Annotated in this window: 14 protein-coding genes; 6 read left to right on the top strand and 8 right to left on the bottom strand. The window is 63.7% G+C overall.

Going from position 1 to position 17,350, the window contains the following annotated elements; all coding sequences use genetic code 11:
* Window positions 1-140 precede the first annotated feature (140 nt).
* Window positions 141-920: a protein phosphatase CheZ gene (locus IVB28_RS27600; protein ID WP_247530434.1), complete on the top strand. Its 780-nt coding sequence runs from the start codon at window positions 141-143 to the stop codon at window positions 918-920.
* A gap of 160 nt (window positions 921-1,080) precedes the next feature.
* Here IVB28_RS27600 and IVB28_RS27595 read toward each other — a convergent pair whose 3' ends face one another.
* On the bottom strand, window positions 1,081-1,602 hold the full coding sequence (locus IVB28_RS27595) for a hypothetical protein (protein WP_247530432.1): 522 nt from the start codon (window positions 1,600-1,602) through the stop codon (window positions 1,081-1,083).
* A gap of 316 nt (window positions 1,603-1,918) precedes the next feature.
* Between IVB28_RS27595 and IVB28_RS27590 the strand changes: the two genes are divergently transcribed.
* The 3 genes from IVB28_RS27590 (at window position 1,919) to IVB28_RS27580 (ending at window position 5,450) form a co-directional block, all read left to right on the top strand.
* Window positions 1,919-2,215 carry a co-chaperone GroES gene (locus IVB28_RS27590; RefSeq protein WP_247530430.1) on the top strand — a complete coding sequence of 99 codons (297 nt, stop codon included), beginning with the start codon at window positions 1,919-1,921 and terminating at the stop codon, window positions 2,213-2,215.
* A 200-nt stretch (window positions 2,216-2,415) separates the two neighbouring features.
* Entirely contained in the window at window positions 2,416-4,038 is a 1,623-nt protein-coding gene (gene groL, locus IVB28_RS27585) for a chaperonin GroEL (protein ID WP_247530428.1), read from the top strand.
* 200 nt (window positions 4,039-4,238) lie between these two features.
* Window positions 4,239-5,450 carry a hypothetical protein gene (locus tag IVB28_RS27580; RefSeq protein WP_247530426.1) on the top strand — a complete coding sequence of 404 codons (1,212 nt, stop codon included), beginning with the start codon at window positions 4,239-4,241 and terminating at the stop codon, window positions 5,448-5,450.
* A gap of 157 nt (window positions 5,451-5,607) precedes the next feature.
* Here IVB28_RS27580 and IVB28_RS27575 read toward each other — a convergent pair whose 3' ends face one another.
* A complete protein-coding gene (locus tag IVB28_RS27575) occupies window positions 5,608-6,006 on the bottom strand; it encodes an META domain-containing protein (protein WP_247530424.1) in 399 nt (132 codons plus the stop codon).
* Window positions 6,007-6,143: 137 nt separating this feature from the next.
* Window positions 6,144-7,808: an L-lactate permease gene (locus IVB28_RS27570; RefSeq protein ID WP_247530423.1), complete on the bottom strand. Its 1,665-nt coding sequence runs from the start codon at window positions 7,806-7,808 to the stop codon at window positions 6,144-6,146.
* Between the two features lie 314 nt (window positions 7,809-8,122).
* Here IVB28_RS27570 and IVB28_RS27565 point away from each other — a divergent pair, with 314 nt between their 5' ends.
* A complete protein-coding gene (locus tag IVB28_RS27565; RefSeq protein ID WP_247530422.1) occupies window positions 8,123-9,880 on the top strand; it encodes an ABC transporter ATP-binding protein/permease in 1,758 nt (585 codons plus the stop codon).
* A 144-nt stretch (window positions 9,881-10,024) separates the two neighbouring features.
* On the opposite strand, the gene IVB28_RS27560 is transcribed toward IVB28_RS27565, so the two are convergent.
* The 5 genes from IVB28_RS27560 to IVB28_RS27540 form a co-directional block, all read right to left on the bottom strand.
* Complete coding sequence (locus tag IVB28_RS27560; protein ID WP_247530420.1) at window positions 10,025-11,041, bottom strand: TorF family putative porin; 1,017 nt, start codon at window positions 11,039-11,041, stop codon at window positions 10,025-10,027.
* A gap of 391 nt (window positions 11,042-11,432) precedes the next feature.
* A complete protein-coding gene (locus tag IVB28_RS27555; protein ID WP_247530418.1) occupies window positions 11,433-11,819 on the bottom strand; it encodes a hypothetical protein in 387 nt (128 codons plus the stop codon).
* Window positions 11,820-11,902: 83 nt separating this feature from the next.
* Entirely contained in the window at window positions 11,903-13,225 is a 1,323-nt protein-coding gene (gene glcF, locus IVB28_RS27550; protein WP_247530416.1) for a glycolate oxidase subunit GlcF, read from the bottom strand.
* Window positions 13,222-14,460, bottom strand: a complete 1,239-nt coding sequence (locus IVB28_RS27545) for an FAD-binding protein (protein WP_247530415.1) — start codon at window positions 14,458-14,460, stop codon at window positions 13,222-13,224. Before IVB28_RS27545 ends, glcF begins: the two co-directional genes overlap by 4 nt.
* 78 nt (window positions 14,461-14,538) lie before the next feature.
* On the bottom strand, window positions 14,539-16,032 hold the full coding sequence (locus IVB28_RS27540) for an FAD-linked oxidase C-terminal domain-containing protein (protein WP_247530413.1): 1,494 nt from the start codon (window positions 16,030-16,032) through the stop codon (window positions 14,539-14,541).
* A gap of 277 nt (window positions 16,033-16,309) precedes the next feature.
* Between IVB28_RS27540 and cycA the strand changes: the two genes are divergently transcribed.
* A complete protein-coding gene (gene cycA / locus IVB28_RS27535) occupies window positions 16,310-16,705 on the top strand; it encodes a cytochrome c-550 CycA (protein ID WP_247530411.1) in 396 nt (131 codons plus the stop codon).
* Window positions 16,706-17,350 lie beyond the last annotated feature (645 nt).

Genomic DNA, 17,350 nt, shown 5'->3' with positions numbered 1-17,350 from the left:
TCGATGAACGCAGCGCGGCCATGGTTAATCGCTTCTTTGCGCGCCGTCGCGCGACGCCGCACAACAGTTCCTGCTGTGAACTTCGTGTTAAATCGCTTCTGACTACAAAGACGCGTGAGTGAGGTGGGGGGAGTATCCTGATGGCTGTTCACCGCAAACGTTTTCGCGTCGAGGATATCGCTGGTGGCGAGATGCCGATTTTGGACGTAACCGAAGAGGCAATGCCGATGCATAGCGAGATCATGACCGAGCTACGTGCGATCCGTGCACAGATGGCGAAGGGCAGCGTGCCCCTGTCAGGCAGCGCAGCCATGGCGGCAATCGACGCCTCCACCGCCCACGAGCTCTCCGAGGCTCGTACCATGCTCGATACGTACCGGGCGCAGATCGAGCAGTGCGAGAAGCTGAAGGTCGAGCTCGACCTCATCCACGACGCCATCGACCGTACCAAGCGCGAGATCGCGACGCTGCACGGCAAGAGCTTTGACGGCGGCGAAATGGCCAAGGTCAACGGCGAGCTCGGCGCGGTCGTCGGCGGCACCGAGCATGCGACCCAGCAAATCCTCGAAGCCGCCGAGTCGATCGACCAGGCGGCCAGCGCGATGTCCAAGGTGGACTCGGCCGATCAGCAGAAGCGGCTCGCCGACGACATCCAGGAGCGCGTCATCTCGATCTTCGAAGCCTGCAATTTCCAGGACCTGACCGGCCAGCGCATCAGCAAGGTCATGGGCACGATGAAGTTCATCGAGCAGCACATCAATGCGATGATGGAGATCTGGGGCGGCGTCGACGCGATCAAGTCCCACGTGCCGGCGCAGGTGGACAATCGCAGCGAGGACGAAAAGCTTCTCAACGGTCCGAAGCTCAACGGCGACGTCGGCCACGCCTCGCAGGACGACATCGACGCGCTGTTCGACTAAAGCGCGATGCGGTATACGGAAAAGCAAAACGCCGGCCCTGCGGCCGGCGTTTTTGTTTTTGCCTCCATCCAACCGTCATTCCGGGGCAGTCCGCAGGACCGAACCGGAATCTCGAGATTCCGGGTTCACGCTTGGCGTGCCCCGGAATGACAGTGGAAACTCACGCTTTCGGCGCGCAGCGGACGTAGACCATGTTGCCGTAGCGAATGGCGGCGTCCTTGTCGATGAAGCGGGTGATCAGGACCCGACCGTCGAAGGAGACGATCTCGCGGTCCTGGTCGCCCGGGGTCGGACCCGCCGGCCCGATGTAGTTCTTGCCGCTCGGCGAGCCCTTCAGCCGCAGCTCCTGGGGCGTGGCCTGGTCGGCCAGATGCATGATCACGCCACCGGAGGAGCCGGCGGTGATGACGTAGGGATTCTTGCACTGGGCCCGGGCGGCAGCCTCGGTGCGGGCGCGGTCGGCCGGATTCTGGAACGAGGCCAGACCCCAGCGGCCCACGATCTCGTCGGCGCGAATTGTCGCAGGCATTTCCGGGCCGGCGCCGGGCTCGGCTTCGGGCGGCGGCGAGGACGACGAGAAGGACGGCAGGCTCATGCCGCCACCGCAAGCGGCCAGCAGCAGCGCCAGACAAGAGGCGGCCGCCAGATTGGCAACCGTGCGCGCGTGAGCTGAACTGATCATGGCATTCCCCCGAACAAAACCATGGCCGCACCCCTCCCGCAGCCAAGCGCAAAAACGCTGCCGGAGCAATGACGTCCTTTGACACGCCGGCGCCCCGAACGAGTTTCCAATGCCACCATCCTATATCCGCCTCACCAATCGCTTAACCACCTTTGCTTGACAGGATCGCGGCCAAGCCATATTTCCGGGCCCACCATTAGCACTCGGAAAGCCCGATTGCTAAGCGCGCCGTTCGATCCTCTGGACAGGGGGTGGACGGCAGCCCCGCCCACCCATTTCACTTCACTTCCGAAGCGAGCCTCCAAAGGGAAACGCCATGGCTAAATCCAAACTTCGTCCGCTGCATGACCGTGTCGTGGTCAAACGTATCGACGCCGAGGAAAAGACCAGGGGCGGCATCATCATTCCGGACACCGCCAAGGAAAAGCCGTCCCAGGGCGAGATCGTCGCCGTCGGCCCCGGTGGCCGGGACGAGGCCGGCAAGCTGACCCCGATCGACCTCAAGGTCGGTGACCGCGTGCTGTTCGGCAAGTGGTCGGGCACCGAGGTCAAGATCGACAACGAAGATCTCCTGATCATGAAGGAGTCGGACATCATGGGCGTTCTGGCCTAAGGTCATCTGCCTGAACAGCCGCTGAATGTCTCATCGTCATGTGCCCGGGCCCTGACCCGGGCATCCATCATTTTTCAAGTGAAGATGGATTGCCGGGCCTACGCCTCGCCGAAGCGGCTTCGGCCGCGCAGGCGGGTCAGGCCCGGCAATGACGGAAAAAATTGCGGCAGACACATCACAAAACACGAGGGATTGCAGAAATGACTGCCAAAGAGGTCAAGTTTTCCGGAGACGCGCGCGATCGCATGCTGCGCGGCGTCGACATTCTCGCCAACGCGGTCAAGGTGACGCTCGGCCCGAAGGGCCGCAACGTCGTCATCGAGAAGTCGTTCGGCGCGCCCCGCATCACCAAGGACGGCGTCACCGTCGCCAAGGAGATCGAGCTCGAGGACAAATTCGAGAACATGGGCGCCCAGATGGTGCGTGAGGTCGCCTCCAAGACCAACGACCTCGCCGGCGACGGCACCACCACCGCGACCGTGCTGGCCCAGGCCATCGTGCGCGAAGGCGCCAAGTCGGTTGCCGCCGGCATGAACCCGATGGACCTCAAGCGCGGCATCGACATCGCCGTCGCGGCCGTCGTCAAGGACATCGAGAAGCGCGCCAAGCCGGTCGCCGCCTCGTCCGAGGTCGCCCAGGTCGGCACCATCTCGGCCAACGGCGATGCCGCCATCGGCAAGATGATCGCCCAGGCGATGCAGAAGGTCGGCAACGAGGGCGTCATCACTGTCGAGGAGAACAAGTCGCTCGACACCGAAGTCGACATCGTCGAGGGCATGAAGTTCGACCGCGGCTATCTCAGCCCCTACTTCGTGACCAACCCCGAGAAGATGACCGCCGAGCTCGAGGACGCCTACATCCTCCTGCACGAGAAGAAGCTCTCGGGCCTGCAGGCCATGCTGCCGGTGCTGGAAGCGGTGGTGCAGTCGGGCAAGCCGCTCGTCATCATCGCGGAGGACGTCGAGGGCGAGGCGCTGGCCACCCTGGTCGTCAACCGTCTGCGTGGCGGCCTCAAGGTCGCCGCCGTCAAGGCCCCGGGCTTTGGCGATCGCCGCAAGGCCATGCTCGAGGATCTTGCGATCCTGACCGGCGGCCAGCTCATCTCCGAAGACCTCGGCATGAAGCTCGAGAACGTCACCGTGAAGATGCTGGGCCGCGCCGGCAAAGTGGTGATCGACAAGGAGAACACCACGATCGTCAAGGGCGCCGGCAAGAAGCCGGACATCGAGGCCCGCGTCGGCCAGATCAAGGCCCAGATCGAGGAAACCACCTCGGACTACGACCGCGAGAAGCTCCAGGAGCGCCTCGCCAAGCTCGCGGGCGGCGTCGCGGTGATCCGCGTCGGCGGCGCGACCGAGGTCGAGGTCAAGGAGAAGAAGGACCGCGTCGAGGATGCCCTCAACGCGACCCGCGCCGCAGTGCAGGAAGGCATCGTCCCCGGCGGCGGCGTCGCGCTGCTCCGTGCCAAGAAGGCGGTGGGGCGTCTCACCAACGCCAATGCCGACGTCCAGGCCGGCATCAACATCGTGCTGAAGGCGCTGGAAGCCCCGATCCGCCAGATCTCCGAGAACGCCGGCGTGGAAGGCTCGATCGTCGTCGGCAAGATCCTGGAGAACAAGTCCGAGACCTTCGGCTTCGACGCCCAGAACGAGGACTATGTCGACATGGTCGAGAAGGGCATCATCGACCCCGCCAAGGTGGTGCGCACCGCGCTCCAGGACGCCGCCTCCATCGCCGGCCTGCTGGTCACCACCGAGGCCATGGTCGCCGAGGGGCCGAAGAAGGAAGCTGCGCCCGCCGGCGGCGGCATGGGCGGCTTCTGAGCAGATCCTTTCATTACAATGTTGCGAAGGCCGCCTCCGGGCGGCCTTCTTTTTTCCCGACCCTGCCGTCAGCTTTCCGATTCAACCGACGGCCAAAACCCACTACGGTGGCGCGCCGATTCGAATTGTTTGGGCATGATCCTCCTGGAAAACCGCTTCACACTTTTCCGGATCATGCCCGTTGCGCGAGGATGTCCGCCATGCGTGCGCTTCTGGTTTGTTCGACAGCCCTTGTGGTGGCTCTGCTCGCCGCTTCGCCACATTCCGCATCCGCCCAGATGAAGCTGTCACCCAAGGCCACGGCGCCCGGGGGCGTGGAGACGCGCTATTTCACCTCGATCGACGGGCTGATGGACGGCAATGCCGACGCGATCCTGAAGGAAACGCGCCAGGGCAAGACGGTCACGGCGGCCGTGCTCGACGTCTGCTATCCCATCGCCAAGAATTCCGCCCGCAAGGACCGCTTCGTCGTCAATCTTCAGGTCGCCGGCCAGACGCTGACGGGCACGACGCAGAGCATCACCGAAAAGGCGCCCGTCAACGTCAAGCTGCTGCGCAAGCAGAGCGGGGACAGCTTCGAATTCCGCGGCCAGATCAGCATCGGCCAAGTGGTGACGGAGGTGACCTCGCCCGACAATTCCGACCTCAGCGAGAAGGAATTTCAGGACAACCAGACCTCCGACGACGGCATCACGCCGCAGCCGAAGGATTTCACCGACGTCTCGCCCGAGGCGATCGCCGTCAAGGTCAAGCTGGATGCGGCGACCGACTTCCTGAGGGGCCTGAAGGGCCAGGAGGTTGAGGTGACGCTGGCGAGCCTCAATGTCGGCTGCGATGCGCTGCGCGCAGGCGAGCAGACCATCAACATGTCGGTCGATCCCGAGCGCGCCGGCGCGCTGCTGGCGAAATTCAAGGCGATGCCCGGCGTCACCGCCGCAGGCTGGACCGCCGGAATGACCGAGATGGACCGCACCATCCGCTTCGCGGCGGCCGACTGGCGCGAGGGCGACAAGATCAACCGCAACAAGCTCACGGCCGCCGTCTCGAACGTGTTGAGCCGAACGCTCGCGGCGAAGCCGGTCTCGCAGAGCTTCAATTCCGCCACGGGCAAGCTCAAGCTGGTGTTCAAGCGGCCAAACCAGGATTTTCCCGCGCTCGAGCTGACCGACACGATCGAGGTCGCAGGGCTCGTCTCGCCCGACAAGCCGGGCACGACCGACAAGCTCATGCTCTGGATCGGCAGTCCCGCGACGACGACTGCGGACGAGAGCAGCGGCGCCAAGCTCAATCTCTCCGACGACGCCTCGGTCGACGAGGAAGGCGAGCAGCCCGACGACAACGGTTCGATCGAGGCCCTCACCAAGGAGCTCAGGGGCCAGCGCTGGGATGCCGACAAGTCGGTGTGGAAATAGGTTTTGTGCCCCGGACGCGGCGCGAAGCGCTGCGAGGGGCCCAGAGGCGACACGCGAATTTGCCGATGGAATCTAGGTCCCGGCTCTGCGGCGCATCGCACCGGACGATGCTTCGCATCGCCGGGAGCGACGGGCCTTCTCCGGGACACGAGAGCCCTTAATTCCCCGTCGTGCGAAAGCGCAGCGGCTTGGGGCCGATCAGCGTCAGCACGTCGCCCTGGCGCTTCCAGGTCTCGACACTGGAGAGCGCTGCGACGAGTTCGTCGTCGGCCTGCGCTCTTGCCGGCGGACAGGAACGATCCTGGATCTGGCCGGGAACGAAGATCACGGTATTGCCGGCGACCGAAAACTGACCCTTGCCGGCCTTGCACCAGAGCTCCAGCACGACCTCGCCATGGTCGCCGATCTCGATGTTCGGAATCCGCTTGGAGCCGGCTAGCGGCAGCGCTTCCAGCGTCATTTCGGTACCGAACGGAAAACCGTCCTCCGCCCACGCGAACGTGGACATCGCGAGCATTGCAACCGCCGCACCCACCAACCGCTTGAGCGAAACCATGAGACCTCTCGTGAAACCCGATTTGCCGCACCTTCTATAAGACGGCGGCGCCATTGAGAAGGTTCGCTCAATCAGAATGCAAAAATCCCCGCGGGGCGAACCTCGCGGGGATCTGCGTCGAAACCGGACGTAGCCCGCTATTTCAGGACCAACGCCGTGAACGGCCAGACATAGGCCTGCAACGTCACGAACACACCGACGAGACAGGCCAGTACGATCGAGTGCCAGAACACGAAGCGCAGGATCGTGCCCTCGTGGCCGTACCAGTTGGTGGCCGTGGAGGCGACCACGATCGACTGCGCGTCGATCATCTTGCCCATCACGCCGCCGGACGAGTTCGCCGCGGCCATCAGGACCGGCGACAAGCCGAGCTGCTCGGATGTGATCTTCTGCAGATTGCCGAACAGCACGTTGGAGGCGGTGTCCGATCCCGTCAGCGCCACGCCCAGCCAGCCGAGCAGCGTACCGAAGAAGGGATAGAGCACGCCGGTTGCGGCAAACGCCAAACCAAGCGTCGCGTCGACGCCGGACAGGCGCGTCAGCGTACCGATCGCCAGCATCGCCGAGATCGTGATCAGCGAGATCGCGCACAGCCGGATGGTGCGGCCGTACTGGGTCAGGAGGTTGCCGGGACCGACGCCCATCAGGAAGCCTGAGATGATGGCCGCGATCAGCATGCCCGTGCCGGTGAACGACAGGTAGGTGAAGCCGAACACCGCGTTTTCCTTGGTCGGCCCTGGTGCGACCGGCGGCATCTTGTTGATCATCTGGTGCAGCTCGGGCACCGGATAGTTCCAGACGAAAATCGAATTCGCCCAGGTCTTGAAGGCGCCGTTGCCCCAGATCAGCATCACGATGCAGACGATGATCCACGGCAGCAGTGCGCTGAACATCTCGCTCTGCGTCAGCGGCGTCTTGTCCAGTGGCTTTGTCGCGGCCATGGTGGCGGCCGATTCATCATTGCCGCGCAACGCCGGCGACAGCCAGAGCTGCCTCGGCTGCCAGACCTTCAGGAACAGGATCAGCGCGCCCATCGAGATCAGCGACGCGCCGATGTCGACGATCCAGGGATTGATGAAGTTGGAGATCACGAATTGCGGGACCGCGAACGACACGCCGGTGACGAGGATCGCCGGCCAGACATCCTTCATGCCTTTCCAGCCCGCGAATGCCCACACCACCCAGAACGGAACGATCAGCGAAAAGACCGGCAATTGCCGCCCCACCATCGCACCGAGGATGTAGGGATCCAGCCCGGTGACCGAGGCGAGGCCCTGGATCGGCGTACCCAGCGCGCCATAGGCGACCGGCGCGGTGTTGGCGATCAGCGACAGCCCGGAGGCGGCGAGCGGCGAGAAGCCGAGGCCGATCAGAACTGCGCCGGTGATCGCGACCGGCGTGCCGAAGCCGGAAGCGCCCTCGAAGAATGCACCGAAGGAAAACGCGATCAGCAGCAATTGCAGCCGCCGGTCCTCGGTGACGCCGCCGACCGCGCGCTTGAGCAATTCGAAGCGCCCGGTAGTCACCGTCACCTGATAGAGGAAGATGACGTTGAGCACGATCCAGCCAATGGGGAAGAAGCCGGTGACGATGCCCAGCACCGAGGCGCGGATCGACATGTTCGCCGGCATCGTGAACACGAAGATCGTGATCAGATTGGCGACGATCACGGCGATGATCGCCGCGATATGCGCCTGGACGCGGCCGCTGGCGATCAGGACCAGCAGCGTGACGACCGGCACTGCCGCCGCAATCGTCGACAGCACCGGGCTGTGCAGCGGATCATAGACTTGATTCCACATGATCTTCCTCCCCACGCATGTTTGCGGCAGACGGCCCGCGTGGAGAGCCGATCCTGCTTGACGCTGGAAGCGATAACCCCCGAGCTGGACGCGAATTCCTCGCGGTTGCAGCGGTTCCCGTCCGCTCACAAGCTCGCGAAAATCCCGGAGCACCCCACCCCGCGCCGTCGAGCCCCATGCTAGGGTTGCAAGCTGCGACAAGCCAACGCAAATTGCAGAACTTGCGACTTTAGTCTAAGCGCGCCCATTTCCGCCATGGCCTCAAGTCCTTGGCTCCGGGTGGTTGTGCACATCCCCCTGGGAGACCCTGCTCTGTGAAGAACATCAGCGCCACGCTCGCGACCGTCTGGCGAATCGCCGCCCCTTATTTCTGGTCGGAGGACAAATGGGTTGGCCGCGGCCTGCTCGCCGTCGTCGTCGCGATGGAACTGGTGCTGGTCGCGATTAATGTGCTCCTCAATCAATGGCAGAACCGGTTCTACAGCGCGCTGCAGGCCTATGATCTGCCTGAGTTCGTCAAGGAGGTCTGGATCTTCCTTGGCCTTGCCTTCACCTTCGTCGCACTGGCCGTCTACAAGCTCTACCTGAACCAATGGCTCCAGATCCGCTGGCGGCAATGGCTGACGCGACATTATCTCGGCGAATGGCTGGACGGCGCCACGCATTACCGCATGCAGCTCAAGGGCGACGCCGCCGACAATCCGGACCAGCGCATCACCGAGGACGTCAAGAATTTCGTCGAACAAACGCTGACCATCGGCCTTGGCCTTTTGTCGTCCATCGTGACGCTGGCCTCGTTCGTCGTCATTCTCTGGGGGCTGTCCTACAAGACCCCTTTGTACATCTACGGCACCGATATCCTCATCCCCGGCTTTCTGGTTTGGTGCGCGCTGGTCTACGCGATTCTCGGGACCGGGCTGACGCACTGGATCGGCGCCCCGCTCATCAATCTCAATTTCGAGCAGCAGCGCTTTGAGGCCGACTTCCGCTTCAACCTGATCCGCGTGCGGGAAAATTCCGAGCAGGTCGCCCTTTTGAAGGGTGAGAACGCGGAGCGAGGCTATCTGCTGCGGCGCTTCGGCTTCGTCATCAGCAATTGGTACGAGATCATGAGCCGGACCAAGCGCCTGACCGCCTTCACGGCAAGCTACGGTCAGGCTGCAACGATCTTTCCCTATGTGGTGGTGGCGCCGGCCTACTTCGCCAAGCGCATCCAGCTCGGCGACATGATGCAGACCGGCTCGGCGTTCGGCAGCGTGCAGGATGCGCTGTCCTTCTTCGTCACCGCCTATCGCTCGCTCGCAGAGTGGCGCTCGGTGATCGCCCGCCTCGATGGCTTCGAGATGTCGGTCAGCTCCGCCCATGGCACGGCGCTCGAACCGAGCATCGAGGTCAAATCATCGAGCGGCAAGGCAATGGTGCTGGAGCAGTTGCTGGTCAGACTGCCGAACGGCGCACCTCTTGTGGCAGCCGATGCCTTTACGATCCAGCCGTCGGAGCGGGTGCTGGTGACCGGCTCGTCGGGCTCCGGCAAGTCGACACTGTTCCGGGCCATCGCCGGCATCTGGCCGTTCGGCTCCGGCACGATCGCCATTCCCGAGAAGTCGAAGCTGATGATGCTGCCGCAGCGGCCGTATTTCCCGATCGGCCCGCTGGGCGACGCCATCATCTACCCGGCCGAGCACGGCTCCATCCCGGCCGAGAAGGTCCGCGACGCCTTGATTGCAGTCGGCATGAAGCGGCTGGCGGAACGTCTCGACGAGGACGGACATTGGAACCGGACACTGTCGCTTGGCGAACAGCAACGCCTTGGGCTTGCCCGCGCGCTGCTGCACGTGCCGGACTATCTGTTCCTCGACGAGGCGACTGCCTCGCTGGACGAGCCGTCCGAGGACCGGCTTTATCGGCTGCTGACGGAGAAGCTGCCACAAGCCACCATCGTCTCGATCGGCCACCGCTCGACACTTGATGCCTTCCATACCCGCAAGGTGGCGTTGGTCGAGGACGGCGAGATCCACGTCCTCGGCAAAACCGGCGAGCCGGCCCGGCCGGAGCCGACCGCGGCGCGCTGAGGCCAGCCGGGGGCTCTTCATTCCGGCTTCGTCGTCGCGAGCGAGCATCTCAGCGCTCTCGCCCCGGACGCCTCACAGCGCGCCCCTAAAACAAAAGGGCGGCAGATTGCTCTGCCGCCCTCGTAGATGGTCTCGGGGAGAAATTTACTTCAGGTTGGTCATCGCCGTCAGGTCGAACGAGAGCTTGGCGATGCCGGCCGCGCCGCACCAGTTGGAGCCGACGCCGGTCGGATTGATGTTGCTGAAGCTGCCGTTGGCGACTGCCGTATAATCGCTGGTGAACGCGTTGCAGTTCGCCTTCGAAAGGTCGGTGTCGGAGTAGCGCAGATCGAGCGTGACGACCTTGTAGGTGAAGCCGATGCCGATATTCCAGGTGTTGTAGTCGGCATACTTGATGCCGTTCGGGAACGGACCGGCGAAGCCCGGCGCAGCGATGCCGGTGCCGTAGAACGAGTCGGACGTGCCCAGGAATTGGCGGCCGAATTCGCCCGAGACGTACATGCCGACGCCGCTGGAGCCGAAAATGGTGCTCGGCGCGGTGTACTTGGCGGTGATCGACACATAGTCGCCCCACGCACCGGAGTTCAGGAAGCTCGGCGTGTAGTACTCGTTGAGGCCGACGCTCCAGTTGTCGTTGATGGTGTAATTCACCTTGCCGTAGACTTCGAAGAAGCTGACGTCCTTCTTCATCACGTTGCCGTTGAGCAGGGCGTTCGCGGCGCACTGGGCGCTGAGCGGGTTGCCGGCGGTGTCGGTCGGCGCGCCGTAATAGCAGGTCCCACCAGGATACAGGTAACCCCAGACACCGATATCGAAGGCGAACGCACCGAAGGTCGGGCGGATACCGCCGTAGATGTCGATCTCGGCCGCGGCCCGGTTCGGGAAGGAAATGCTCTCACCGGCCACGCCGACATAGAGCTGCAGGTCCTTGGTGACGTTGTAGCGCGGCTCGAAATAGACGGCGACCGACGGCTTGTGGTTCGACTGGGTGATACCGCGGAAGATGTAGTCGCTCATGACGGCGCCGCCGAAGGCGATATCCCAGGGATCGAAGGCAGGCGGCGGCGGAGCCTTCAATGCCTTCAGGCGCATGTCTGCCGCGAAAGCCGAACCCGTCGTCACCATTGCCAGCGCCGTTGCCAACAAAGCCACTTTTTTCATTTCGATCCCCATCGCCAAGGTCTTACCAGTCGGATCCCGGAAGCCCCGGGGCAAACCGACCTGTGTGCAAAATTGCGTTACTGCGACAATCTGGATTGGGGGATGTGGGTCGTGAAGCAAAAATCACGGGCATCTGCCGACTTTTTGGGCGTTTTGACGATTCCACGGCAGGTTGTCAGCCCGTGTGTCTTCTCGACCACATCATCTGCACGCCAAAGTGCAAGGAGAAACCGTGCAATTACGGGAAGGCGGCCCGCGTAGCAGCCGGGCCCACGAATCAGACAGGCGCGGGAAAGGGCGGCTTCCGGCTGTCCCCTGTGGCGATGCAAAAAGGCCGCAGCGTCACCGCAGCGGCCTTCCCTAGTTGTCGATCGCGGTCGCCGGGCAGGACCTAGCTTTGCCCCTCAGCCGGTGCCGCTTCCGCAGAAGACGAAGGCATCGCCCAACTTGTCTCGGCTGCCGGCTCGGGAGCCGGAGCTGCCGCCGGTGCTGATGGCTTCGGTGCGGGAGCTGCCTTCGCCTTCTTCGGTGCCGCCTTCTTCGCGGCCTTCTTCGGTGCAGCCTTCTTGGCGGTGGTCTTCACAGCCTTCTTGGCGGCCTTTTTCGGGGCTGCCTTTTTCGAAGCTTTTTTGGCCGACTTCTTGGCCGATTTTTTTGCAGACTTCTTCGCGGATTTCTTCGCGGACTTCTTGGCTGCCTTCTTAGCGGATTTCTTCGCCGCTACAGCCTTCTTGGCCTTTTTGGCCTTCTTGCTTTTCTTCTTTTTCGCTTTCGCCATCGTGGTCCTCCTGTTGCCGCCAAACCATGATTGATCGGGCATCCTCAGTCGTCACCTGGGAGGAAAGTTCAGGCTCTGAAAGCTCAAACTTGCGCATTCAATGCCGGTCGCGACCCGCCCGTAGCCCAATCGAGAAGCTCAATCGTGTGTACGACCGGAACTGACGTGCCACTGGCAATCTGCACCATGCAGCCGATATTGCCCGCGGCAATCATGTCCGGCTTGACGCTCGCGATGTTGGCGACCTTGCGATCGCGCAACCGACCCGCAAGCTCGGGCTGGAGAATGTTGTAGGTCCCCGCCGAACCGCAACACAAATGGCTCTCCGGCACATCTTTCACCACGAATCCATTCTTGGAAAGCAATTCTTTCGGAAGCCCTGTGATTTTCTGTCCGTGCTGCAACGAACATGCTGAGTGATAGGCGACGACGATGTTGTCTTGTCGCGCGGTTGGTTCGAGTCCGAGACCGGCGACATATTCAGTGATGTCCTTGGCGAGCGCGGACACGTTCGCCGCGTCGGCGGCGAACGCAGCATCCTCGCGCAGGAGATAGCCATAATCCTTGATCACCGTGCCGCAGCCGGACGCGGTCACCAGGATGGCGTCGAGCCCCTCGCCGGCCGCTTCCTTCCGCCACGCCGTGACATTGGCCCGCGCCCGCGCCAATGCATCCTGGTCGTTGCCGAGGTGATGGGTCAGCGCGCCGCAGCACTGCTCGTCCCTAACAAGGACAACCTCGATGCCATGGCGGGTGAGAAGGCTGATGGCAGCCTGGTTGATGCGCGGCGCCAGCACTTGCTGCGCGCAGCCTTGCAGCAGCGCGACCCGGCCCCGCTTCTTGCCCAGCGCCGCGAACACGCTGCCGCCGGCGGGGCCCGGCGACGGCAACCGGCTGGGCGCCAGTGCCAGCATCGCCTTGAGGCGCTGGATCAGGCCCGGCGTGGCGGAGGGACGAGGCGTTGGCAGGAGCACCGCTAGCGGGCGGGCCAGCCTTGCCAACACCATGCTCATGCGAAAACGCCGTGGGTCCGGCAGCACGAACGCCAGCACCTGGCGCAACAGCCGTTCGGTGAGCGGGCGCTGGTAGCGCTGCTCGATCCTGACACGGGCCTGGTCGACGAGATGCATGTAGTTCACCCCCGAGGGGCAGGTCGTCATGCAGGCCAGGCACGACAGGCAGCGGTCGACATGCTTGACCACCTCGGCCGTCGGCGCCTGGTCTTTCTCCAGCATCTCCTTGATCAGATAGATGCGGCCGCGCGGGCTATCGAGCTCGTCGCCGAGCAGCACATAGGTCGGACAAGTTGCGGTGCAGAAGCCGCAATGGACGCAGGCGCGCAGGATCTTGTCGGCTTCCGCGATATCGGGGTCAGCGAGCTGCGCCAGTGAGAATTCGGTCTTCATGCCCCCGCGCCCCGCCTCAAGCGTCCTCGGTTGAGAATGGTTTTTGGATCGAAACTGGCGCGCACCCGCTCGCTCAGTGCAGCAATACCTGGAGCTTGCGGATGGAATACGTCGACATCGCGTCTGACATCCTCGGCCGCCCGGATCAGCGTGGCGTGTCCTCCGGCCGCGTTCGCACGCGCGCGCACCGCCGGGGCATGCGCGTCCGGCCTCGGCGGGAGCGCCGCCCAGATCAGGCCGCCGCCCCAATCGTAGATGACATCGCCTCCCGTCTCGCGTGCCAATTGCGCCCCGAGCATGGCGCCCGAGGCCGGCGGACAGACGATGCGCCAGACCGGCCAAGCGCCGAGCGCGGCGCTGGCCGCGAACGGCAGCACGTCGCGGATCGTGGCCCACAGCGCCGCGGACGCCACGTCCTCGATCAGCGTCGCGGTTCCGAACGGCGCCAGCAATTCGCGCAGCGATCCGGCACGGTGGGCGGCGGAAGCCGTGATGCCCTCGAGCCGCAGCACGGTCAGCGCCTCCCCCTGGCCGGCGAAATCGCCAAGCCCCTCGGTCTTGGCGGGGAATGCCGATTTCGGCAGATGCGCGGCACCGGAGACGTCGAAGGGCGAGCCGAGCGCAGCGGTCATGGCCTTGTTGGCGGCGGCATCGTCGAGCCCGCGCAGCAGCAGCGTCCGCTCGGCCTCAGGCTTAGGCATCACCTTCAGCGTGACCTCGGTCATCACCGACAGCGTGCCCCAGGACCCTGCGAGAAGCTTGCAGAGGTCGTAGCCGGTGACATTCTTCACGACCTTGCCGCCGGTCTTGAAGCTGTCGCCGAAACCGGACACGGCATGCGCCCCGAGCAGGTGATCGCGCGCCCCGCCCGCCCTGATGCGCCGCGGGCCGGCGAGCCCGGCCGCGATCATGCCGCCGATCGTGCCAAGCGCCGGCGTGCCGAGCAGCGGCGCGGTGTTGACAGGTTCGAAGGCGAATTGCTGGTTCTTGGCATCGATCAGCGACAGCACGTCGCTAAGCGGCGCACCGGCCTGGAGCGTGATGATCAGCTCGTTCGGCTCGTAGGCGGTGACGGCATTGAGCGCGGAGACGTCGAGCACGGCATTGGTCGCCATGGCATGGCCGATGCCGCGCTTGGAGCCATGACCGATGATCTCGAGCGGCTGCTCATTGGCAATCGCCGCGCGCACCACCTCTTCGACGTCTTTGGCGTCTCTGACCTTAAGCGTATCCACGATTGAGCCGGTATCGAAGTTTACAAGGGAAAGCAAATTTGGCGCATTGCAGTGAAGGCACAGCGACCGACGCCGACGCTAGAACCGCGGGATGTCCGGGAACGCCAGCTTGCCCGCATGCACATGCACGCGGCCGAGCTCGGCGCAGCGATGCAGGGTCGGGAACACCTTTCCGGGATTGAGCAGGCCCTGCGCGTCGAAGGCGCATTTCAGCCGCTGCTGCTGGTTGAGGTCGATCTCGCTGAACATCTCCGGCATCAGGTCGCGCTTCTCGATGCCGACGCCATGCTCGCCGGTAAGGACGCCGCCGAACTCGACGCAGGCACGCAGGATGTCGGCGCCGAAGGCCTCGGCGCGCTCGATCTCGCCGGGCTTGTTGGCATCGTACAGGATCAGCGGGTGCAGATTGCCGTCACCGGCGTGGAACACATTGGCGCAGCCGAGCTGGTATTTTTCGCCGAGTTCGCGGATGCGCGCCAGCGCCTTCGGCAGCGCGCCGCGCGGGATAGTGCCGTCCATGCAGAGATAGTCCGGCGAGATGCGGCCGACGGCCGGGAACGCGGCCTTGCGGCCCGCCCAGAACAGGTTTCGCTCGGCCTCGGAATTGGAGATCTGCAGCGTCACCGAGCCACAGCCTCTTGCGATACTCTCGACGCGCGTGATCAGCTCGTCGACCTCGATCTTCGGACCGTCGAGCTCGATGATGAGCAGCGCTTCCACGTCGAGCGGATAGCCGGCGTGGACGAAGGCTTCCGCGGCGTGGATCGCGGGCTTGTCCATCATCTCCATGCCGCCGGGGATGATACCGGCGCCGATGATGCGCGCCACGCATTCGCCGGCGGGCTCGACCTCGGCAAATCCGACCATCAGCGCGCGCGCCGTCTCCGGCTTCTGCAGGATGCGTACCGTGATCTCGGTGATGACGCCAAGCAGGCCTTCGGAGCCGGTGATGACACCCATCAGATCGTAGCCCGCGTTCTCCGCCGATTTGCCGCCAATGCGCAGGATTTCGCCGCTCATCAGCACGATCTCGCAGCCGAGCACGTTATTGGTGGTCATGCCGTATTTGAGGCAGTGCACGCCGCCGGAATTTTCCGCGACATTGCCGCCGATCGAGCAGGCTATCTGGGAGGACGGATCAGGGGCATAGTAGAAGCCGGCATGGGCGACCGCCTGGCTGATCGCCAGATTGGTGACGCCGGGCTCGGTGACGACGACGCGGTTGTCGAAATCGATCTCGCGGATGCGCTTGAACTTGCCGAGGCCGAGGAGCACGCCGTCTTCGAGCGGCAGTGCGCCGCCCGATAGCGACGTGCCGGAGCCGCGCGGCACCACCTTGATGCCTTGCCCTGCACAATATTTCAGGATGAGCGAGACCTGCTCGGTCGTATCGGGCAGCACCACGACCATCGGCGGCTGCCGATAGGCGGTCAGGCCGTCGGATTCGTAGGCCCGCATCTCGGCAGGCGTATCGATCACGCCCTCGCCAGGCACGATTGCGCGCAACGCGGCAACGATCTCCGCGCGGCGCGCAAGCACCGTCTGGTCGCTTGCAGGCATCATGATGGCCATTTCAAATCCTTCACGACATACCCTTCCGGCTCATGGCCCACGATCAATTTGTCTCGGCAAATCAATCACGTCCGCGCCTGTTTGGGTAGGGCATCCGAAAGTCGGATCGACGATCTCAAGCGAGTTCGCTCTGGGACAAGTAGGAAATCGTGAAACCTGTCATGGTTTCGTGGCTTGTCCAAGCCGAGCAGGCCTGCCAAAACCGGCATGTCGGGCGATTGCGATCAGGCTAGACTGACCAGACCAGACCCACCAGGGAAGAGACGAAGAGCAACCGATGACAAAATTGACCTTTGGCGCACTGACCATCCTCACCGTGATTGCCACCGCTGCCGCCGCGATGGCGCAGGATGTCGCAGCCGGAAAGACATCGTTCAACAAATGCCTGGCCTGCCACGCGATCGGCGAAGGCGCCAAGAACAAGGTCGGTCCCGAGCTCAACGGTCTCAACGGCCGCAAGTCGGGCACCGCCGAGGGCTACAATTATTCGGATGCGAACAAGAATTCCGGCATTACCTGGGACGAGGCCACGTTCAAGGAATACATCAAGGATCCCAAGGCCAAGATTCCCGGCACCAAGATGGCGTTCGCCGGCATCAAGAACGAGACCGAAATCAACAATCTCTGGTCCTTCATCTCCCAGTTCGACAAGGACGGGAAGATCAAGCAGTAAGCTCGCATAAGGCGGCGGCAACAAGCTTCGGTTCTGATTGAATCAGGACCGAAGCCGCAGCTTTTTGTTTTGAGGCGTTTTCTTCGCCCGACGCGGCATTGCGGCGCGCAGCAGATTCGCTCTCTCAAATCGCCCTTGAATTTCAGACACACCTTCGCATCCTCGCGGCTGATTTCGCCCGAGCTTTGCTTGGTCGCTCCGCCCTCAAACCCAAGCGGGCGCAGGGAAGGCCGGGTGCCAGCTCGCACCCGCGGTCCGCTGCGCGAATTGCACACGCAGGAAGAACCGCACAGCAGCATACAGGTGTTGCCGATCACTCGGCCTTCCCTGCGCGGTGGTCGGACGGCTTATGCCGTGCTCTCCCGGGAGCCGAGTTCCCTCTGGGCCTCCCTCGCCTTTTGAATTGACGATGCCGTCCGCCCGGTTGGGCTCGCGCGCATCTTCGAAAGGCTGGACCGTAGCAACGACGGCCAGGACCACACGGTTTTGCCGTACGCGCGTTCGCTGGTCACCACATTATCTCCCGGCCTTGTCGACGTTGCCGCAAGAATGTGGCGAGACGAACTGAACAGCGCCGCTCGTCCGCACGCGGGTTTCGGGCTCACAGGGACTACCCGCCCTGCCCGCGCGCCCCATCTCGTGCCG

Origin of the sequence: Bradyrhizobium sp. 199 (assembly GCF_023073355.1) — a bacterium.
In the GTDB taxonomy this organism is placed as follows: Bacteria; Pseudomonadota; Alphaproteobacteria; order Rhizobiales; family Xanthobacteraceae; genus Bradyrhizobium.
The sequence above is the reverse complement of the archived record's forward strand: the minus strand, read 5'-3'. Positions and strand labels throughout refer to the sequence as shown.

What these genes read in the sequence shown, in the direction of transcription:
- IVB28_RS27575 (WP_247530424.1), bottom strand. Translation starts at nt 6,006, where the DNA reads ATGGTTTCGCTCAAGCGGTTGGTGGGTGCGGCGGTTGCAATGCTCGCG.
- IVB28_RS27600 (WP_247530434.1), top strand. Translation starts at nt 141, where the DNA reads ATGGCTGTTCACCGCAAACGTTTTCGCGTCGAGGATATCGCTGGTGGC.
- IVB28_RS27555 (WP_247530418.1), bottom strand. Translation starts at nt 11,819, where the DNA reads ATGGCGAAAGCGAAAAAGAAGAAAAGCAAGAAGGCCAAAAAGGCCAAG.
- IVB28_RS27590 (WP_247530430.1), top strand. Translation starts at nt 1,919, where the DNA reads ATGGCTAAATCCAAACTTCGTCCGCTGCATGACCGTGTCGTGGTCAAA.
- groL (WP_247530428.1), top strand. Translation starts at nt 2,416, where the DNA reads ATGACTGCCAAAGAGGTCAAGTTTTCCGGAGACGCGCGCGATCGCATG.
- IVB28_RS27595 (WP_247530432.1), bottom strand. Translation starts at nt 1,602, where the DNA reads ATGATCAGTTCAGCTCACGCGCGCACGGTTGCCAATCTGGCGGCCGCC.
- glcF (WP_247530416.1), bottom strand. Translation starts at nt 13,225, where the DNA reads ATGAAGACCGAATTCTCACTGGCGCAGCTCGCTGACCCCGATATCGCG.
- IVB28_RS27540 (WP_247530413.1), bottom strand. Translation starts at nt 16,032, where the DNA reads ATGGCCATCATGATGCCTGCAAGCGACCAGACGGTGCTTGCGCGCCGC.
- cycA (WP_247530411.1), top strand. Translation starts at nt 16,310, where the DNA reads ATGACAAAATTGACCTTTGGCGCACTGACCATCCTCACCGTGATTGCC.
- IVB28_RS27580 (WP_247530426.1), top strand. Translation starts at nt 4,239, where the DNA reads ATGCGTGCGCTTCTGGTTTGTTCGACAGCCCTTGTGGTGGCTCTGCTC.
- IVB28_RS27570 (WP_247530423.1), bottom strand. Translation starts at nt 7,808, where the DNA reads ATGTGGAATCAAGTCTATGATCCGCTGCACAGCCCGGTGCTGTCGACG.
- IVB28_RS27560 (WP_247530420.1), bottom strand. Translation starts at nt 11,041, where the DNA reads ATGAAAAAAGTGGCTTTGTTGGCAACGGCGCTGGCAATGGTGACGACG.